Below are 18098 nucleotides of genomic sequence, written 5' to 3'. Positions count from 1 at the left end.
ATTCATGAACATGCATCTTTTTCAGCACATCATCGCCCGAGAAGTTCATTACATGGCGCAGGCAGGGCGCAGGATCGCCTTGCACGCGTGGCGTCCTCAACGGCCGCAGGGTGCCATCCTGTATTTCCATGGGCTGCAAAGCCACGCCGGCTGGCTGTGGTCGGTGGGCAACGCGTTTGCCAATCTGGGCATTGCGTTCTATGCACTGGACCGAGAAGGCTGCGGCATCAGCAGCGGGCAGAAACATCAGTTCCCGGACGTTCGCACGCTGCACGAGGACGCGCGGGCAGCCATTGATCACATTCGCCGCGAAGTGCCCGACGATATTCCGTTATCGCTCTTCGGGCATTGCCTGGGCGGGTCGGTGCTGGCAGCCATTGCGAGCTGCGCTTACGGCGAGCTCCCCTACGACAACCTCGTCATCTGCTCGGCATGGCTGGGCAAGATGCATGACCGCCTGAGCGAGCATGAGCGCGCGGACATCGACCTGGACGACAGGCAGAGCCTGTGGCACGCGGGCCTGAATGCCGAAGACTTCACGGCCAACCCGCACCTGATCGAGTTCATCCGCAACGACACCCTGGCCACCACTCACCTGCAGCATCGCGAACGCAAAAAACTGCTGGCACTGGAGAAGATTTATCTGGCTGCCGATGCCCAGCCGATTGATGCACCCAGCCTGTTCATTTGCGGCGACAAAGACCCTCTGGTGAATGTGAACGCCTCTGTACGGCATTTCCAGCGCCTGTGCACCAACGGCTCAACCTTGCTGGTCAACCAGGACAAGCACTATCTGTTCTTCACCGCTGCCATGGGTCAGATCGTGCAGTTCACCGCCGACTTCGTCAAAGCCAACGGACGCCTTGCTTATGACGCGGCCTGAGGTCTTCCTTGTCCGCCAGCCCATGGCCAGCCCGTTCATTCACGGCGCTCACCGACGGCAAACCTCCGATAGCGTTCTACTGCGCTGGGCACGTGGCCCCTACACCGGGATCGGCGAGTGCGCACCGCGCCGTTACGTGACGGGCGAAACTTGCGAGTCAGTACTCGGTGAGCTGCGCAGCATTGACTTCGACACTCTGGCGCGAGCATTGGCCAGCGAGGACCCGGTTGATCGCGGGCGCACGCTTTATGAGCAGGGCCTATCGTCCTTACCCGAGGGCGGCGTGGGCAACAACACACGGTGTCTGGTGGAAATGGCAGCGCTGGATAGCCTGGCCCGACAGGCGCAACTGCCGTTGTCCGCATACCTGCAGCGCGTCATCGGGCCAGACGCCCCGGCGCACCGCACCCTGCCCGCCGCGGTCAACATCACCCAAGTGCTCGACCTGTCACAGCCGGTTCAGGCATTCCTCGAGCAACGCAAACCCCGGCACTCGCTCAAGCTCAAGCTCGCCAGCGACCCGCACGCCAATCGTCAACGCCTGGAAGCCATCAGCACGCTGGAGCCGACGCTGGCGTTATATGTCGACCCGAACATGAGCTGGTCGCCGGAACAGTTGCACAGCAGCGCTGCGCAGTTTCGTGAACTGGATGTGGCGCTATTCGAGGAGCCGCTGCCCCAGGGCAGCCTGGAGGAATACCGGCGGGCCCGCCTCACGCATAACGTTGCGATCATGCTCGACGAATCGGTCACCTCACCCTCCACCCTTGAGCGGGCCTGGCAATGCGAGGCGCTGGATGCGGTGAACCTGCGCATCGCCAAATGCGGCGGCTTACTCGCCACGGCGAAGATGATCGAGCAATGTTTTCGCTGGGGCCTCCCGGTTTACCTGGGCGTTCAGGTTGCCGAGGTGGGGCCGTTGATCGCCGCGCATCGTGCTCTGCTGTCGGTTTACGACGGGTTCCTGGGTGTGGAGGCAGGCCAGCATGACCGGTTCTTTGACGTCACCATGATGGAGCCCATGCCGGTGATTGATCGACAGCAAAACGCCATTCACTTGCCCGTACCCACGCAACATGGCCTCGGTTGCGCGCTGACCCCGCACGTATTGCCCTTTCACTGTGCAACCGATGATGCCTCACCTCTCAACAATCCCCTTCACATGGAGCGTGCGCGATGAAGTATTTTTCCGATTTGCTTGTCGACCTGCTGATCAGTCAGGACATTGAGTACGTTTGCTTCAACCCCGGCGCCTCGTTTCGCGGCATTCATGACTCCCTTGTGCATCACCCGGACCCCGCAGTCCCGGCCATCCTGATGTGCTGCCACGAGGAAATCTCCGTGGCAATGGCCCACGGATATTACAAGGCCAGCGGCAAGCACATGGTGGTGCTGGTGCATGCCAACATTGGTTTACAGCACGCGAGCATGGCCATTTTCAATGCCTGGTGCGACCGGGTTCCGCTGCTGGTTCTGGGCGGCAATGGCCCGCTCGACGCTGCGCTGCGTCGTCCCTGGATCGACTGGATACACACCTCTCAAGGCATCGATAAACTGCTCTCGGGCTACACCAAGTGGACGGACATGCCGATTTCTCAGGTCGCCACCCTCGAATCGGTCCAGCGCGCGCTGAAACTCTGTGCCGCCGAACCCTATGCCCCCTGCTATATCGCCATCGACAGCGCGGTTCAGGAGGAGACTCTGGCGGACGGGTTTTCTCTACCCGCAGGCCCGGTGCGCAAGGAGCGCTTACCGGCGTTGGACGGTCAGCAACTGGCCGAATTGATCGACCGGCTGACGGCCGCGCAACGCCCTGTCATTGCCATTGATTACGCCGGACTGACCGATGATCAGGCCGAGCAGTTGCTGGGGATCGCCACCGCCGTGGGTGCAGCGATCATTACGCGCAATGGCCGCTACAACGTGCCCAATACCCATCCGCTGGTGTTCCAGGACCACGACGCCGAGGTCATGCACGGGTGCGATTTTCTGCTGGCGCTGGAAGTCCAGGACCTCTATGGCCTGCTGGCCAATTCTGGCGTGGCGCCGCACCCCGGGCTGTACATCGCGACCCTGGGCACCCACTCCCTGCTGATCAGCAGTTGGGTGGCCGACAGCCAGAAACTGATCAGTGCAGACCTGTCGCTGCATGCCAACGTCGCCGCGTCGATCACGCGCATTGCCCAGGCTGTGGCTGAATCTCCCGGGCAGACCGGGGCTGCCGAACGCATCCAGCGCATCACTGCACACAAGCAGGCACGTGGTCAGGCGCTGCTGGCACAGGTCAATCAGCCCGCCGACGGACTGACAATTGCCCAGGCGCTGGTCGCCATTCATGAAGCCATCGGCCACCACCCCTGGGTGCTGACCAATACCGGCAGCGTGACCATCGACACGCTGGTTCGCCAACTCTGGCCCATCGAGCGCAGTGCGGCCTACATCGGCATGAGCGGCGGGGCCGGCCTGGGTTATGGGCTGGGCGCCGCTATTGGCGCAGCCCTCGCCCATAAAGGCAGCGGCAATCTGTGCGTCAACCTGCAATCGGATGGCGACCTGCTCTATACACCCAGCGCGTTATGGACCCTGTCAGCCTATGACATTCCGCTGCTGGTACTGGTCATCAACAACCGCCTCTACCTCAACTCCAAACAGCACGCTGAACGCATCGCCGATTTGCGTCAGCGACCCAGTGACCTCTCCGGCCTGGGTACCAGTTTCCATGACAACGAGGTGGATTTCGTCGCGCTGGCCAAAACTTTTGACCTGTATTGCCCGGGCAGTGCCGACACTCCGGAGGCCATCCAGGAAAAGATCGTGGAGTGCCTGGCCTATATGGAAACTCACGGCAAACCCGCCCTGCTTGAAATCAAGACGCTTTAGGAGCTTCCAATGTCGATCATCTTCGAATGCGAACGGGACGGGCAGCGTTACGTGACCAGTCCCTCCACCAGCGGGCAGTACACGCTGTATCCACTCAACAGCTTGTACCATCTTCTTCGAGACACGCCAGCGGGCCAGCATCCCGGCGGACCGCTGGAATACCTGCGCGCCCGCGCCATCCAGCCGTTGACAGTGGAAGACCTGTCAGGCTTCGAGTTGCTCCCATGTCTGCTGCCTCCGGACCCGCGCCAAGGGATGGTGTGCGGCTTCGGCCTTACCCACCAGAGCAAAGTCGCGGAGCAACCGGCGCAGGACGAGCGGCCGGCTTTCTTTATCAAGGGCTTTGCCAACACCCTCAAACGCAGTGGCGACGTACTGCGCATGAGTCCCGGTGCGCTGTCGGCGTGTGAAGAAGCCGAAGTCGTGGCGCTGTTTCTGGTGGCGGAGAACGGACAGCCGGACTACATCGGCTACACCTTTGGCAACGACCTGACCGACATCGCACTTGCCAAGTCCAGGCGCAACTATCTGGCGTACGCCAAGCTCCAGCCCAGTGCCATTTCTCACCAATTCTTCCAGCAGCCACTGCCACAGCTGGTCCAGGGCCGAACATCCATCTATCGGGCGGGCGACCTGCACTGGGAGCAGCGTTTCAGTACGGGGCTGTCGTGCCTGTGCTATCAGGCGAGTGACCTCTTCGAGACCTTGTGGCAGCACCCTCCACTGCGCCTGCCGGGCACGCTGATCTATCTCTATATGGGCGCAGATCGCAACAGCGCCGACGCAGGTATCCAGCTCAGCCACGGCGACACGGTGGTGTGTGATTTCGAGAGCGGCCCCCGGCTGAGCAACCTGATCGAATGGGAGAACGCCCATGCTTAAGCGCATCGTGTTGTTGAAAACCCAGGACCCCGCCGCCTTGTCAGCGTTGCTGCAAGAACTGCACGGTTTCCCCGGACGTGTCCCGGGCCTGGTATCGGTCGAAGTCATTTTCGATAGCGGTGACCGCTCACTGGGCTTCGATCAGGGTTTCATCCTGACGTTTACCGACGACTCGGTACTCCCTGGCTGGCGAGAACACCCTTTGCACGCCGCCTTTCGCCCCAGATTACGCGCACTGACCGAGATGCTGATTTTCGATTACCCGCACACCGAGCCATCGCAGCAGAAGGAGGGTCATCATGACCACGTTTGAGCACAACACCCGGGTTCTGGTCATCGGTGGTTCCGCCGGTATCGGTTTTGCCATCGCCAAATTGTTCCACCGGCAAGGTGCGACCGTGACCCTCGCCGCGCGCAGCCTGGCGGGCCTGGATCAGGCGGCGCGGGACATCGGCCCGGACGTTGCCGTCGCCCAGCTCGATATCACGCAGCGTTCAGAACTGGAGCATTTCTTCGCCAGCTCCACCCGCTGGAATCACATAGTGGTCACGGCCGCATCGCTGACGTTCGGCCCTCTGCGAACGGTTGCTCTGGAAGACGCGCAACGGATCTTCGACAGCAAATTCTGGGCGGCCTACCACATTGCCCGACTTGCCCAGTTCGAAGACGGCGGGTCCCTGACGTTGGTCTCGGGCCGGTTCGCCCAGCGTGCCGGTCCTCAGACCGCCCTGATCAGCGCAGTTAACGCCTGTGTCGAGGGTTTCGCACGCGGACTGGCCAGCGAGCTGTCGCCGGTTCGGGTGAATGTGCTGTCGCCAGGGTTTGTGGACACGGGCATGCATCCCGAGGCACTGGTACAAAAAATGCGCCAGCGCAGTCAGTCTCTCCCCGTCAAGCGTATTGCGCAGCCTGAGGACATCGCTTCGGCGGCGCTTCTTCTGGCCAGCAACCCGATGATCAGCGGCACAGTATTGGCCGTTGACGGCGGGGACACGGTGACGTTCACCTGATAATTTGAAATCCGGGGGCGGAGCGTCGAACAGTCACTGATATAGAATGGTCTACATCAAAATGTTACGGCTTTCGCCCCTCACACTTTCCCGACTCTGGAGTTCTGAGTTGTCTGTATCGAAGAAGCAGCATGTCGTGGACACTGCCACTGCCCTATTTTCGCAGTACGGTTTTCACCCCGTGGGCGTTGACTGGATCATCGAGGCTTCCGGCGTCGCAAGGATGACGATGTATCGCAACTTCAACGGCAAGGAAGACTTGGTCAAAACTGTGTTGAGGCAGCGTTCCGAGTATCTGATCGGGCAGCTCAAGGCGCGTATGGATGATAAGCCCAGCCTGGACGAGAAAATCATTTCGATCTTCGACTGGCGGGGCCAGTGGTTCTGCTCGACCAGCTTCGCCGGCTGCCTGTTCGGCCGTGCCGTGGCGGAGTTTCCGGAACATTCGGACATTCGTGGGATTGCCCTCGATTACAAGCGCCAGTTGCTTGGGCTGGTCGAGAACGAAATGGCTCGGTACCACACGCCCGAGACCGCCAAGACCCTGGCCACCTACTTGTTGATGCTGCTCGATGGTGCGACGGTAAATGCCCAGGCCTTTGGCGAGCATCGCTTCGCCGGTGACGCGTGCGACGCAGCGCTGATGTTGCTGCGTTTTAACGTGGGCAAGCAGATCCGCTGATCCGCTGATCCGCTGCAGCGGCCCGGCTTTACTTGGTTTCGTGCCGTTCCGCAGGACCGGCTTCAGCCGGGCAGCATTTGCGGCTTAGAGCGGGTCAGGGTCGGCTGTTTCCGATGCCATTTCGGTGCTTCGAACAGTTGATGGCGAGGCATGGCGCGAGCCTCGTCATCGTCCAGCGTTGATCGGGGCAGTCAACTGCATTCAAAAACCGATGGTCGCGGACAGCAGGTAGGTCCTGGGGGTCGCCAGTGTCAAGCCGGGCTCGCTGTCATCCGAGGCGCCGGCGGAGGCCCAGTAACGCTTGTCCATGACGTTTTCGACATTGGCGCGCAGCGTGATGTCCTTCTGGTCGACTTTGAAGGCATAACGCGCACCTACATCGAACCGCTCGGACGAATCGATGCTTTTGTTGTTGGCCTGGTCCAGATACTGCGAACTGGTGTAAATCCCCCGTCCGGTCAGGGTCAGGCCCTTGACCTGCGGCACGTCCCACTCGGCACTCAGGTTGACGTTGTATTCGGGCGTGGCAGGTGCCCGGTTGCCGTCGAACTGACCGTTGACGGTGTGGGTGAGTTCGCTGTCGATGTTCATCACCCCGCCCAGCAGGCGGAAGCCCTTGAGGGGTTCGCCGAACATCGTCAGCTCGACACCGTCATTCTGACGCTTGCCATTGGGGCCGAAGACCCGCGACGTGGCGTTGGTCTCGTAAGCCGGCTGCTTGATACGGAACACACTGGCGGTGAACGCATACGATCCCAGGTCATACTTGGCACCGACTTCGACCTGACGACTGACGAACGGCGGGAATATCTCGTCCTCATTAATCGAGGTAGACGGCGCGATTTTGCCCTGGCTCAGGCCTTCCATGTAGTTGGCGTACACCGACAAGTCATCAGTCACCTTGTACAGAATGCCACCTGAAGGCGAGACCTTCTCCTCGTCGTAGGCGGTGTCACCCTTGACGTTGTCAGTCCAGTCATCAACCTTGACCCGCTGCCAGCGGGCACCGAGTGTCAGCAGCAGGCGGTCATCGAAAAAACCCAGTGTGTCGGTCAAGGCCAGGCCGCTGAAACGGTTTTCGGTATAGACCTTGGCGTCGGATCGAGTCGGGTTGACGGGAGTCGGCGTCTCGACCGGGTCGTACAGGTTGCTGGGCGAGGACGCATAGCGCGCGCCGCCGTTCTCGAAGTCCATGTAGAAATAGCTGGCAGCCAGATTGACCTCGTGGCTGGCCGGACCGGTGTGGAACCAGTTGCGCACCCCGGCGTTGGCCGTCCGGACATTTTCGTCACGGGTAAAGTCGCGGGGCTGCACGCTGAAGTCACCCGCATTGTTGGTCACCGACACCGCATGGCGCAGGAACTCATGGTTGCTTTTGCGCGCACCGACGCCGCCGTAGAGCATGACCGAATCATTGACGTCGTACTCGGCATTCACCGCCCCGAAGGTGTCACGGGTGCGCGCCTTGCTCCAGGCCTGCGCATAGTTGTCGCGCACATCGCCGACGTTGGGCACTTTGGCGTTGGCACCGACCTGCACGCGCTCCTGGGGTGCGTCGGTGTCACGTTCGGTGTGACCGATATCGGTCGACAGGCGCAAGCGCTCGCCCCGGAAGTCCAGCCCCAGCACCGCCATCTCGCGGTCGACGCTCTGGTGGTCCCACTCGGTATCGCCAGATTGCTTCACGCCGTTGAAGCGGATGCCGAACCTGTCGTCCTCACCGAACCGGCGAGCCACGTCCACAGCGGTGCCGACTTGTCCCTTGGAGGCATAGCGGGTAGTGAATTCGGTGATAGGTTTGTCGGTTGCCCGTTTCGGCACCACGTTGATGCCCCCGCCGACGCTGCCACGGGGCGAGATGCCGTTGAGCATCTGGCTGGGGCCTTTAAGGATGTCGACCCGCTCGGCCATCTCCATGTCGATGGTGTAGGTGGGCAGGATGCCGTAAAGACCGTTGTAGGAAACGTCACTGTTGAACAGGCTGAGACCACGAATGGTGAACTGTTCGTACCGTCCGCCCGCCGGGTTGGTGGAGCGCACCGACGGGTCACTGGCAATCAGGTCGCCCAACGTGCGGGCCTGCTGGTTTTTCACCGCCTCCTGGGTGTAGGTGGTCATGCTGAACGGCGTTTCCATGAAATCCCGCGAGCCGAGCATGCCTTGCGAGCCTTTGCGCGCCACCTGACCGCCTGCATATTCCTGACCGTCTGTGGAGCCTACGTCGCCGACAATCGACGTCGGCGCCAGTTGCAGGCTCGTGCTTTGAACGGCAGGAATCAGCGTGTACGCCTGATCGCCGACGGACACCAGTTGCAGGCCAGTGCCCTGCAACAGTCGCGTGAAGCCTTCTTCGACTGCGAAGTCGCCCGACAGCCCGGCGCTGTTACGTCCGTTCACCAGCGCAGGGTCTACCGACAGGTTGACGCCGGCCTGTCCGGCAAACCGGGTGAGCGCGGCACTCAGCGTGCCAGCAGGCACTTCGTAGGCGCGCCTGTTCGCGGTGTCGGCCCAGCTGGTAGAGATGAACAGAGGACTGGAATTCAGGGTCAGCAACAGACTGAAATGCAACAGCGGGCGCAAACGGTGGGGAGACACTGCGGACATAAAGGGAAGCTCTCGTCATTTTTTTTCACTACCTGGAATGACCGGCGGGACGAAAAAAAGGGACAGGCTTCACGCACTATTTCTTTGGGGGGCGGTTTTTCGGGGGGCCAGGGTGACCCAGTAGCGAGTACGCATATGAATGTCTACCGGCAGACTGGCTGCCAGCAGCGACAGAACCCGGTCGGTGTTATCGAGCTTGAAACTGCCGGTTACCCGTAATGCTTCAAGCTCGGGCTCCCAACGCAGCAGGCCGGGGCGGTATCGACCGAGCTCTCGCAGAAAATCGCCCAACGGCTGATTCTGCGCAGTCAGCACGCCGTCTCGCCAGCCGGGCAGCATGGCGTCGAACGCGGTGACTGGCCCTGCGCCGTCTGTGCGGAGGCTGATCTGCTGTTGCGCCTGCAAAACCAGCGCAGGGCCTTGCAACGGATGGACCTGCACCGAGCCGCGGACCACCGAGACCCGGCAGCCGTTCGGGTCAAGACGCACGCAGACCTCACCCTGACTGACCCTGACACGACCGTAGGGACCGTCGATGGACAACGGCGCGCTACCCGGCACGTTGAGTGCGATTTCTCCGCGTATCAGCGTGATCTGCCGGGCACCGAGATCGACGTTGACGGCGCTGTCGGTGTTCAGCTGCAGGACACTGCCATCGGCCAGTGTCAGTCGCTGGTGTTCTCCAATAGCGGTGTGCAGGTCGGCGCGCCAGACCTCCAGCGGTAACTGACGTGCCAGCAGCCATACCGCCGGAGCCAGTGCGACAACCCCCAATGCCCTTTTCAGCGCGGCACGTCGAGCCGGGTCGGGACGGTCCAGCGTCGCCATTGCCAGATTGGCCGGCAAGGCCGAAAAACGCTGTCGCAGTTGCTGAGCCTTTTGCCAGGCGCGCTCGTTGTCGACCGCACTGTCGCGCCAGTGCTGCAGCATGAGGTGATCTTCTTCACTGGCACTGCCGGATTCGAGCAGCGCCAGCCATCGTGCAGCGCTGCGAATCACCTCGCGCTCTTCGTTCGAAGGTGACGACCGAATCACCAATCCACCAGCAGGCAGTGCTCATAGGCTTGCGCCATGTAGCGTTTGACGGTGCGCTCCGACACTTCAAGGCGCTGCGCAATGTCGCGGTAGCCCAGGCCTTCGAGCTGACTCCAGAGAAATGCCCGGCGTACCGCCGCCGGCAGACCGTCCAGCAACTCGTCGAGTGCTTGCAGGGTTTCCAGCAGCAGCCAACGCTGTTCGGGGGACGGCACGCTGTCCTCAGGCAACCGGGCCAACGCCTCCAGATAGGCCTGCTCAAGACTGCGCCGCGTGTAGAAATTGCTGAGCAGGCGCTTGCCCACGGTCAGCAAAAATGCCCGTGGTTCCCGCATATCGGCGATCTGTTGCGAGCTGGACAACACCCGTAAAAAGGTGTCCTGACTCAGGTCCGCCGCATCCCAGGCATTGCCCATTCGCTTGCGCAGCCAGTTTTCAAGCCAGCCGTGATGGTCGCGGTACAGGGAATGCAGGGTCTGCGGAGGGAGCGTCGCTGTGTCAATCATGACAGGAGCCTTGAGCGATGGATGCGCCAAATGCGAATGATTCTAATCAGTGCGCTATGCCGAGTCCATGCTCTTTTATTAAAAGGCCCGAACTAGCGCCTCAGCGCATCACCGCTAGATGACGCCGAGACACGGGCGTTCTCACGCCTTCAGCTTGCGCGCCAGGAAATCCCGAATGTACTGCGCTATCTCGGCCGCATGGGTCTCCAGCGCAAAGTGTCCGGCGTCCAGAAGATGGACCTCGGCGTTGGGGATGTCCTTGCGAAACGCCAGCGCACCCGGCGGGATGAAGGCCGGGTCGTGCTCGCCCCATACGGCGAGCAACGGCGGTTGGTGCGTGCGCAGATACGCCTGGAACGCGGGATAGGCGGCGACGTTGGTGCGGTAGTCGAGAATCAGGTCCAGCTGGATGTCCTCCGCGCCGGGCCGGGCCATGTAAAAAATGTCCAGGTTGTAGCCGTCGGGCGAGAGCTTCTCGGGATCGGCACCGGTGCCGTATTGCCAATCACGAATGGTCTTCGGCGACAGCGACGGGCGACAGGCTTCGCGGTTGGCCGCCGAAGGATCACGCCAATAGGCTTGCCACGGATCCCACTGATCGCTGAAGCCTTCAAGGTAGGCGTTACCGTTCTGGCTGATGATGGCCGTCACCTTTTCCGGGTTGGCGGCGGCGAGGCGCAGGCCGGTGGGCGCCCCGTAGTCGAACAGATACAGCGCGTATTGAGTCAGCCCCAGCGCCTCGGTGAACCCTTCGACCACCTTGTAGAGGTTGTCGAAGGTGTAATCGAACTGGCCCCGCGGCGGGGCTTGGGTGTTGCCGAAACCGGGCAAATCCGGCGCGATCAGGCGGTACTGGCTGGCCAGCAATGGCATCAAGGTGCGGAACATGTGGCTTGCGCTCGGGAAGCCGTGGAGCAGCAAAAGCACAGGAGCGTCTTTGGCACCGACTTCGCGGTAGAACACCTCGACGTCGCCGACCTTTTGCGTGTGGAACCTGACATCGAATGCATCATCGACCTCAATGCTGCCCTGCTGAGCGGATGGGAGTGAGCTGGCGGATGCAGCGCCCACGAATGAAGCAGCGGCCGCGGACGCTGCTCCCATCGCGGACGCTTGCAAGATGCCGCGGCGACTGATGCCAGGCTTGATGTTCGACGAGGTGGCCGGATCGATGGTAGTCATTGGGAGACCTGCATGAGTGGATTCATGCTGAAGCCTATTGCCGGCAGTGACCGTCGTGAATCACCAGAAAACTCAACTCACCATTGCGGTTTTTGCAACGTTACCAAGCCTCATGTGAGCAGCGATAGCAAACGCAGTCCCGCTCAGAGCCCGCGTGCATTCAGTAGGGCCGGCTTTAGCCGGGAATGCATCAGTGGTCAGGCTGCAAATGTGTGGTGTTGATGCCGGCCTCTTCCCGGCTGAAGCGGGTCCCACTAAAAGCACTGTGCATCCCGTGCGACCGGCTTGGAATTTCATTGGGGCTTAGGGTGGATCAACGCCATAAGCCTTCAAATAATGGAGGTATAGAAAACGCTTCGGGGCGGTGCAGCCTATCAATTGCAGACCTTTTATGACGCCGAACATCATTACCACTGATAGTTACCTTCGTGTCATTCGATTCGTGCAATAACACCCCCGAGAACATTATCCGCCCATCTCAATAACATCGGCGGATTCTCCCATGCTTCAGTCTTTAACTCCTTTGCGCTATCCCCTCGCCGCGTTGACCCTTGTGGTCATCAGCGCGTGCGGCCGGACGCCTGAAGCGACGGTTGCGCCGGCGGCGGCGAAAGTCAACGTGGCCAAGGTGATCGAGCAACCGGTCAACGAGTGGGACGAAGTCACCGCCCGCCTGGAATCGCCGGAGACCGTTCAGGTTCGTCCGCGTGTTTCCGGCCAGATCGATTCGGTTGCCTTCACTGATGGCGCGTTGGTGAAGAAAGGCGACCTGCTGTTCCAGATCGACCCCCGCCCGTTCGAAGCGGAAGTGCATCGTCTGGAAGCGCAACTGCAGCAGTCCAAGGCCGCTGCCCAGCGCAGCACCAATGAAGCCCAACGCGGCGAACGCCTGCGCACTAATAATGCGATCTCCGCCGAACTCGCCGACTCACGCACCACCACCGCCCAGGAATCCAAAGCCGCCGTTGCCGCCATCCAGGCACAGCTTGATCTGGCGCGCCTGAACCTGAGTTTTACCCGCGTTACGGCACCCATCACCGGCCGCGTCAGCCGTGCGGAAATCACCGCCGGCAACATCGTGACCGCCGATCAGACCATCCTCACCAGCCTGGTCTCGACCGACAAGGTCTACGCCTACTTCGACGCCGACGAGCGCGTGTTCCTCAAATACAACCAGCTGGCCCGCGACGGCAAGCGCGGCGCAACGACGCCGGTGTACATGGGACTGTCCAACGAAGCGGAAAACCCGCACCTGGGTCAGATGAACTTCGTCGACAACCAGGTCAATCCGCGCACCGGCACCATCCGTGGCCGGGCCGTGTTCGACAACAGCAAGGGCGAATACACCCCGGGCCTGTACGCACGCCTGAAGCTAGTTGGCAGCGGCACCTATTCGGCCATGCTGATCAAGGACGAAGCGGTCGGCACCGACCTGGGCAAGAAATTCGTGCTGGTGGTCGACAAGGACAACAAGGCGATCTACCGCAGCGTTGATCTGGGGCCGAAGCTTGAAGGCTTGCGCATCGTGCGCAGCGGTCTGAGCAAAGACGACCGCATCGTCGTCACCGGCCTGCAGCGCGTGCGTCCGGGTTCACCGGTTGACCCCCAGGACACGCCGATGGCCAGCGACGAAACACTCACCGCACTGCAACAACAACGCCAGGCGCTCGAAGCCAGCAACGCACCCAAGGCCCAGCCCAAGTTGGACGCCAAGGTCGCTGCTTCCGCCACGCCACGCGGTTAAGGAACACACACGATGAATTTCTCCAAGTTCTTTATCACGCGGCCGATCTTCGCGGCGGTGCTCTCGCTGCTGATCCTGATCGCCGGCGCGATCTCGCTGTTCCAGCTGCCGATCAGTGAATACCCGGAAGTCGTGCCGCCGACCGTTGTCGTGCGCGCCAACTTCCCCGGCGCCAACCCGAAAGTGATCGGCGAAACCGTCGCCGCGCCACTGGAACAGGCGATCACCGGCGTCGAGAACATGCTCTACATGTCCTCCCAGGCCACGGCCGACGGCAAGCTGACCCTGACCATCACCTTTGCGCTGGGGACCAACCTCGACACCGCGCAAGTGCAGGTGCAGAACCGGGTCACCCGGACCGAGCCGAAGCTGCCGGAAGAAGTGACACGCATCGGTATTACGGTCGACAAGGCCTCGCCTGACCTGACGATGGTGGTCCACCTGACCTCGCCGGATCAGCGTTACGACATGCTGTACCTGTCCAACTACGCGGTCCTCAACATCAAGGACGAGCTGGCGCGCCTGAACGGTGTCGGCGACGTGCAGCTGTTCGGCATGGGCGACTACTCGCTGCGTGTCTGGCTCGACCCGAACAAAACCGCTTCGCGCAACATCACGGCGACCGACGTGGTCAACGCCATTCGCGAGCAGAACCGCCAGGTGGCCGCCGGTCAACTGGGCGCACCGCCCTCCCCGAGCGCCACCAGCTTCCAGATGTCGATCAACACCCAGGGCCGTCTGGTCTCTGAAGAAGAGTTCGAGAACATCATCGTGCGCGCCGGCGACAACGGCGAAATCACCCGGGTCAAAGATATCGCTCGCGTCGAACTGGGTTCCAGCCAGTACGCCTTGCGCTCGTTGCTGAACAACCAGCCGGCGGTGGCGATCCCGATCTTCCAGCGCCCGGGCTCCAACGCCATCGACATTTCCAACGAAGTGCGCGGCGAGATGGAACAGCTGAAGAAAAACTTCCCGGAAGGCATGGACTACAGCATCGTCTATGACCCGACGATCTTCGTGCGCGGCTCCATCGAGGCGGTGGTTCACACGCTCTTCGAAGCGCTGATCCTCGTCGTACTCGTGGTGATTCTGTTCCTGCAGACCTGGCGCGCTTCGATCATCCCGCTGGCCGCCGTACCGGTGTCGCTGATCGGTACCTTCGCGGTCATGCACCTGTTCGGCTTCTCCCTCAACGCGCTGTCGCTGTTCGGGCTGGTACTGGCGATCGGTATCGTCGTGGACGACGCCATCGTGGTCGTGGAGAACGTCGAGCGGAACATCGAGCTGGGTCATGAACCGATGGAGGCCACACAGATCGCCATGCGTGAAGTGACCGGCCCGATCATCGCCACGGCCCTGGTGCTGTGTGCGGTGTTCATTCCGGCGGCGTTCATCTCCGGGCTGACCGGGCAATTCTATAAACAGTTTGCGCTGACGATTGCCATCTCGACGGTGATCTCGGCCTTTAACTCCCTGACCCTGTCACCTGCCCTGGCGGCCGTGCTGCTGCGCGCTCACGATGCACCGAAGGATGGCTTCTCGCGCTTCCTCGACAAGCTGTTCGGCGCCTGGCTGTTCCGGCCATTTAACCGATTCTTCGTCAAGGCCAGTAACGGTTATGTGAGCACGGTGGGTCGGGTGATCCGCGTCAGCGGTGTGGCGCTGGTGGTGTACGCCGGCCTGATCGTCATGACCTGGCTGGGTTTCTCCACCACGCCAACCGGTTTCGTGCCGGCGCAGGATAAACAGTACCTGGTGGCGTTCGCGCAATTGCCGGACGCCGCGAGCCTGGACCGCACCGAAGACGTGATCAAGCGCATGTCCGACATCGCGCTGAAGCAACCGGGCGTTGAAAGCGCCGTGGCCTTCCCGGGCTTGTCCATCAACGGTTTCACCAACAGCCCGAACTCCGGCATCGTGTTCGTCACGCTCAAACCGTTCGAAGATCGCACGGCAGCCGACCAGTCGGCCGGTGCCATCGCCGGCGCCCTCAACGGCAAATATGCGGGGATTCAGGAAGCCTACATGGCGATCTTCCCGCCGCCGCCGGTACAAGGCCTGGGCACGATCGGCGGTTTCCGTCTGCAGATCGAAGACCGCGGCAACCTGGGTTACGACGAGCTGTACAAAGAGACGATGAACATCATCGGCAAGAGCCGCAGCGTGCCGGAACTGGCGGCGCTGTTCACCAGCTACACGGTGAACGTGCCCCAGGTCGATGCCGCCATCGACCGCGAGAAGGCCAAGACCCTCGGCGTGCCGATCAGCGACATCTTCGACACCCTGCAGGTCTACCTGGGCTCGCTGTACGCCAACGACTTCAACCGTTTCGGCCGGACCTATCAGGTCAACGTGCAGGCTGAGCAGCAGTTCCGTCAGGACGCTGAACAGATCGGTCAACTGAAAGTGCGCAACAACCGTGGCGAAATGATCCCGTTGGCGACACTGCTGAAAGTCACCAACACCTCGGGCCCGGACCGCGTCATGCACTACAACGGCTTCATCACTGCCGAGATCAACGGCGCGGCGGGTCCGGGTTTCAGCTCGGGTCAGGCGCAGGTGGCGATGGAAAAACTGCTCAAGGAAGAACTGCCCAACGGCATGACCTACGAGTGGACCGACCTGACCTACCAACAGATCCTGTCGGGCAACACCGCGTTGCTGGTCTTCCCGCTCTGCGTGCTGCTGGCGTTCCTGGTACTGGCCGCACTGTATGAAAGCTGGAGCCTGCCGCTGGCGGTGATCCTGATCGTACCGATGACCCTGCTGTCGGCCATTGCCGGTGTGATCATCGCCGGGAGCGACAACAACATCTTCACCCAGATCGGCCTGATCGTACTGGTGGGCCTGGCGTGCAAGAACGCGATTCTGATCGTCGAGTTCGCCAAGGATGAGCAGGACAAGGGCAAGACCCCGCTGGAAGCTGTGCTTGAAGCCTGCCGCCTGCGTCTGCGGCCGATCCTGATGACCTCCTTCGCGTTCATCATGGGTGTGGTGCCGCTGGTGCTGTCCAGCGGCGCCGGTGCCGAGATGCGTCATGCCATGGGCGTGGCGGTGTTCTCCGGGATGCTCGGTGTGACCTTCTTCGGTCTGCTGTTGACGCCGGTCTTCTATGTACTGATCCGTAACTACGTTGGACGCAAAGAGGCGCGCAAGGCGGCCAAGGCACAACGCATTCAGACCACCGCCCCGGAGGCTCATTGATGAAGGCTGCAAAACTCTTCCTGCCGAGCCTGTTGGTGATGGCGCTGGCGGCCTGCGCCGTCGGCCCGGACTACAAGAAGCCGGAAACCGCGGCGGCCAACATCCAGGCCGCCACCCAGCGGGCCTATGACCGCAGCCACATCGAGACCATCTGGTGGCAGCAGTTCGACGACCCGACGCTGAACAAGCTGGTCGCCGAATCGCTGCAGGGCAACCGCGAGTTACGCGTCGCCTTCGCCCGCCTGAAGGCGTCCCGTGCGATTCGGGACGACATCAGCAACGACGCCATGCCGGTGGTGACCAGCCGCGCGAGCAGCCAGATCGGCCGCGGTCAGGTGCCCGGGCAGACTGAACAGCGCATCAATCAGGAACGTTACGACCTGGGCCTGGACATGGCCTGGGAACTGGACCTGTTCGGCCGTATCCAGCGCGAGCTGGAAGCCAGCGATGCCGACCAACAGGCTGCCGAAGCAAACCTCTACCAGCTGCAGGTGACGATGATTGCCGAGCTGGTCGACGCCTACGGCCAACTGCGTGGCGCCCAACTGCGCGAGAACATCGCCCGGGACAACCTGAAAAACCAGCAGGAATCCCGCCGGGTGACTGCCCAACTGCGTGACGAAGGCGTGGGCAACGAGCTCGACGTGGTGCGTTCCGACGCGCGTCTGGCGGCAGTGGAAGCGACCATTCCGCAGCTTCAGGCGGAACAGGTGCGCGAACGCAACCGCATCGCCACTCTCCTCGGCGAACGGCCGGACGCCATGACCGTCACGCTGGCCCCGGCCAAACTGCCCGCGATCTCCAAGGCGCTGCCGATCGGTGATCCGACCAAGCTGCTGGAAAACCGCCCGGACGTGCGCAGCGCCGAGCGGCAACTGGCGGCGCAAACCGCGCGGATTGGCGTGCAGACCGCCGACCTGTTCCCACGGGTCAGCCTCAGCGGTTTCCTTGGATTCACGGCCAGCCGCGGTTCGCAGATTGGTTCCGGCGCAGCACAAGCGTGGGGCCTTGGCCCAAGCATCACCTGGGCGGCGTTTGACTTGGGCAGCGTGAGGGCGCGGATTCGCGGCGCCAATGCCGATGCCGAAGGCGCGCTGGCCAATTACGAGCAGCAAGTGCTGCTGGCCCTGGAAGAAACCGAAAACGCGTTCAGCGACTACGACAAGCGTCAGCAGCGTCTGGTGTCGCTGGTGCGGCAGAGTGAAGCCAGCCGATCGGCGGCCAATCTGGCGAACATCCAGTACCGGGAAGGCACCGCTGATTTCCTCGTGCTGCTGGACGCCGAACGTGAGCGTCTGGCCGCCGAAGACAGCCAGGCCCTGGCCGAAATCGATCTGTATCGCGGCATCGTGGCCATCTACAAGGCTCTCGGCGGTGGCTGGCAGCCGAACGCCTGAGGTCACGGGATGAACGGCGGGCTCGCTCAACCGGCAGCAGATCTGCAGCGCTGATCTGCTGCTCTCGAAGGCCCCGGACCCACCAGGTT

14 protein-coding genes are annotated in these 18098 nt (G+C 61.8%); 10 read left to right on the top strand and 4 right to left on the bottom strand.

Annotated features, from left to right (window positions below; all coding sequences use genetic code 11):
- Nucleotides 1-4: 4 nt before the first annotated feature.
- From M1E04_RS11480 to M1E04_RS11450, 7 genes are read left to right on the top strand one after another with little or no spacing between them, the layout of a single operon-like run.
- Nucleotides 5-883 carry an alpha/beta hydrolase gene (locus M1E04_RS11480; protein ID WP_456293011.1) on the top strand — a complete coding sequence of 293 codons (879 nt, stop codon included), beginning with the start codon at nt 5-7 and terminating at the stop codon, nt 881-883.
- Nucleotides 870-2063, top strand: a complete 1194-nt coding sequence (locus M1E04_RS11475) for an enolase C-terminal domain-like protein (RefSeq protein ID WP_456293010.1) — start codon at nt 870-872, stop codon at nt 2061-2063. Before M1E04_RS11480 ends, M1E04_RS11475 begins: the two co-directional genes overlap by 14 nt.
- The gene (locus M1E04_RS11470) at nt 2060-3763 is read left to right on the top strand and encodes a thiamine pyrophosphate-binding protein (RefSeq protein ID WP_456293009.1); all 1704 of its coding nucleotides are present in this window, start codon (nt 2060-2062) and stop codon (nt 3761-3763) included. Before M1E04_RS11475 ends, M1E04_RS11470 begins: the two co-directional genes overlap by 4 nt.
- 9 nt (nt 3764-3772) lie before the next feature.
- Entirely contained in the window at nt 3773-4645 is an 873-nt protein-coding gene (locus tag M1E04_RS11465; RefSeq protein WP_192130464.1) for a sugar transporter, read from the top strand.
- The gene (locus tag M1E04_RS11460) at nt 4638-4958 is read left to right on the top strand and encodes a Dabb family protein (RefSeq protein ID WP_192130463.1); all 321 of its coding nucleotides are present in this window, start codon (nt 4638-4640) and stop codon (nt 4956-4958) included. Before M1E04_RS11465 ends, M1E04_RS11460 begins: the two co-directional genes overlap by 8 nt.
- Nucleotides 4945-5655 (top strand): SDR family oxidoreductase, encoded by a 711-nt coding sequence (locus M1E04_RS11455; protein WP_456293008.1) that lies wholly within the window; start codon nt 4945-4947, stop codon nt 5653-5655. Before M1E04_RS11460 ends, M1E04_RS11455 begins: the two co-directional genes overlap by 14 nt.
- Before the next feature lie 46 nt (nt 5656-5701).
- The gene (locus M1E04_RS11450; RefSeq protein WP_192130461.1) at nt 5702-6337 is read left to right on the top strand and encodes a TetR/AcrR family transcriptional regulator; all 636 of its coding nucleotides are present in this window, start codon (nt 5702-5704) and stop codon (nt 6335-6337) included.
- Between the two features lie 201 nt (nt 6338-6538).
- On the opposite strand, the gene M1E04_RS11445 is transcribed toward M1E04_RS11450, so the two are convergent.
- The 4 genes from M1E04_RS11445 to M1E04_RS11430 form a co-directional block, all read right to left on the bottom strand.
- On the bottom strand, nt 6539-8941 hold the full coding sequence (locus M1E04_RS11445; protein WP_456293007.1) for a TonB-dependent siderophore receptor: 2403 nt from the start codon (nt 8939-8941) through the stop codon (nt 6539-6541).
- A 69-nt stretch (nt 8942-9010) separates the two neighbouring features.
- Nucleotides 9011-9976 carry a FecR domain-containing protein gene (locus M1E04_RS11440; RefSeq protein WP_456293006.1) on the bottom strand — a complete coding sequence of 322 codons (966 nt, stop codon included), beginning with the start codon at nt 9974-9976 and terminating at the stop codon, nt 9011-9013.
- The gene (locus M1E04_RS11435; protein WP_192130458.1) at nt 9973-10482 is read right to left on the bottom strand and encodes a sigma-70 family RNA polymerase sigma factor; all 510 of its coding nucleotides are present in this window, start codon (nt 10480-10482) and stop codon (nt 9973-9975) included. Before M1E04_RS11435 ends, M1E04_RS11440 begins: the two co-directional genes overlap by 4 nt.
- A 141-nt stretch (nt 10483-10623) precedes the next feature.
- Entirely contained in the window at nt 10624-11505 is an 882-nt protein-coding gene (locus M1E04_RS11430) for an alpha/beta fold hydrolase (RefSeq protein ID WP_456293178.1), read from the bottom strand.
- A gap of 661 nt (nt 11506-12166) precedes the next feature.
- Between M1E04_RS11430 and mexE the strand changes: the two genes are divergently transcribed.
- From mexE to M1E04_RS11415, 3 genes are read left to right on the top strand one after another with little or no spacing between them, the layout of a single operon-like run.
- Nucleotides 12167-13408: a multidrug efflux RND transporter periplasmic adaptor subunit MexE gene (gene mexE, locus M1E04_RS11425; RefSeq protein ID WP_065990310.1), complete on the top strand. Its 1242-nt coding sequence runs from the start codon at nt 12167-12169 to the stop codon at nt 13406-13408.
- A gap of 12 nt (nt 13409-13420) precedes the next feature.
- Nucleotides 13421-16612, top strand: coding sequence for an efflux RND transporter permease subunit (locus M1E04_RS11420; RefSeq protein ID WP_065990308.1), 3192 nt, complete (start codon nt 13421-13423; stop codon nt 16610-16612).
- Entirely contained in the window at nt 16612-18009 is a 1398-nt protein-coding gene (locus M1E04_RS11415) for an efflux transporter outer membrane subunit (protein WP_456293005.1), read from the top strand. Before M1E04_RS11420 ends, M1E04_RS11415 begins: the two co-directional genes overlap by 1 nt.
- Nucleotides 18010-18098: the final 89 nt, after the last annotated feature.

The organism is Pseudomonas sp. AK106 (genome assembly GCF_053903055.1).
This window is presented reverse-complemented; position numbering and strand designations above follow the sequence as displayed.

Coding starts and splice junctions, on each gene's coding strand:
- M1E04_RS11480 (WP_456293011.1), top strand. CDS start 5: ATGAACATGCATCTTTTTCAGCACATCATCGCCCGAGAAGTTCATTAC.
- M1E04_RS11475 (WP_456293010.1), top strand. CDS start 870: ATGACGCGGCCTGAGGTCTTCCTTGTCCGCCAGCCCATGGCCAGCCCG.
- M1E04_RS11470 (WP_456293009.1), top strand. CDS start 2,060: ATGAAGTATTTTTCCGATTTGCTTGTCGACCTGCTGATCAGTCAGGAC.
- M1E04_RS11465 (WP_192130464.1), top strand. CDS start 3,773: ATGTCGATCATCTTCGAATGCGAACGGGACGGGCAGCGTTACGTGACC.
- M1E04_RS11460 (WP_192130463.1), top strand. CDS start 4,638: ATGCTTAAGCGCATCGTGTTGTTGAAAACCCAGGACCCCGCCGCCTTG.
- M1E04_RS11455 (WP_456293008.1), top strand. CDS start 4,945: ATGACCACGTTTGAGCACAACACCCGGGTTCTGGTCATCGGTGGTTCC.
- M1E04_RS11450 (WP_192130461.1), top strand. CDS start 5,702: ATGGTCTACATCAAAATGTTACGGCTTTCGCCCCTCACACTTTCCCGA.
- M1E04_RS11445 (WP_456293007.1), bottom strand. CDS start 8,941: ATGTCCGCAGTGTCTCCCCACCGTTTGCGCCCGCTGTTGCATTTCAGT.
- M1E04_RS11435 (WP_192130458.1), bottom strand. CDS start 10,482: ATGATTGACACAGCGACGCTCCCTCCGCAGACCCTGCATTCCCTGTAC.
- mexE (WP_065990310.1), top strand. CDS start 12,167: ATGCTTCAGTCTTTAACTCCTTTGCGCTATCCCCTCGCCGCGTTGACC.
- M1E04_RS11420 (WP_065990308.1), top strand. CDS start 13,421: ATGAATTTCTCCAAGTTCTTTATCACGCGGCCGATCTTCGCGGCGGTG.
- M1E04_RS11415 (WP_456293005.1), top strand. CDS start 16,612: ATGAAGGCTGCAAAACTCTTCCTGCCGAGCCTGTTGGTGATGGCGCTG.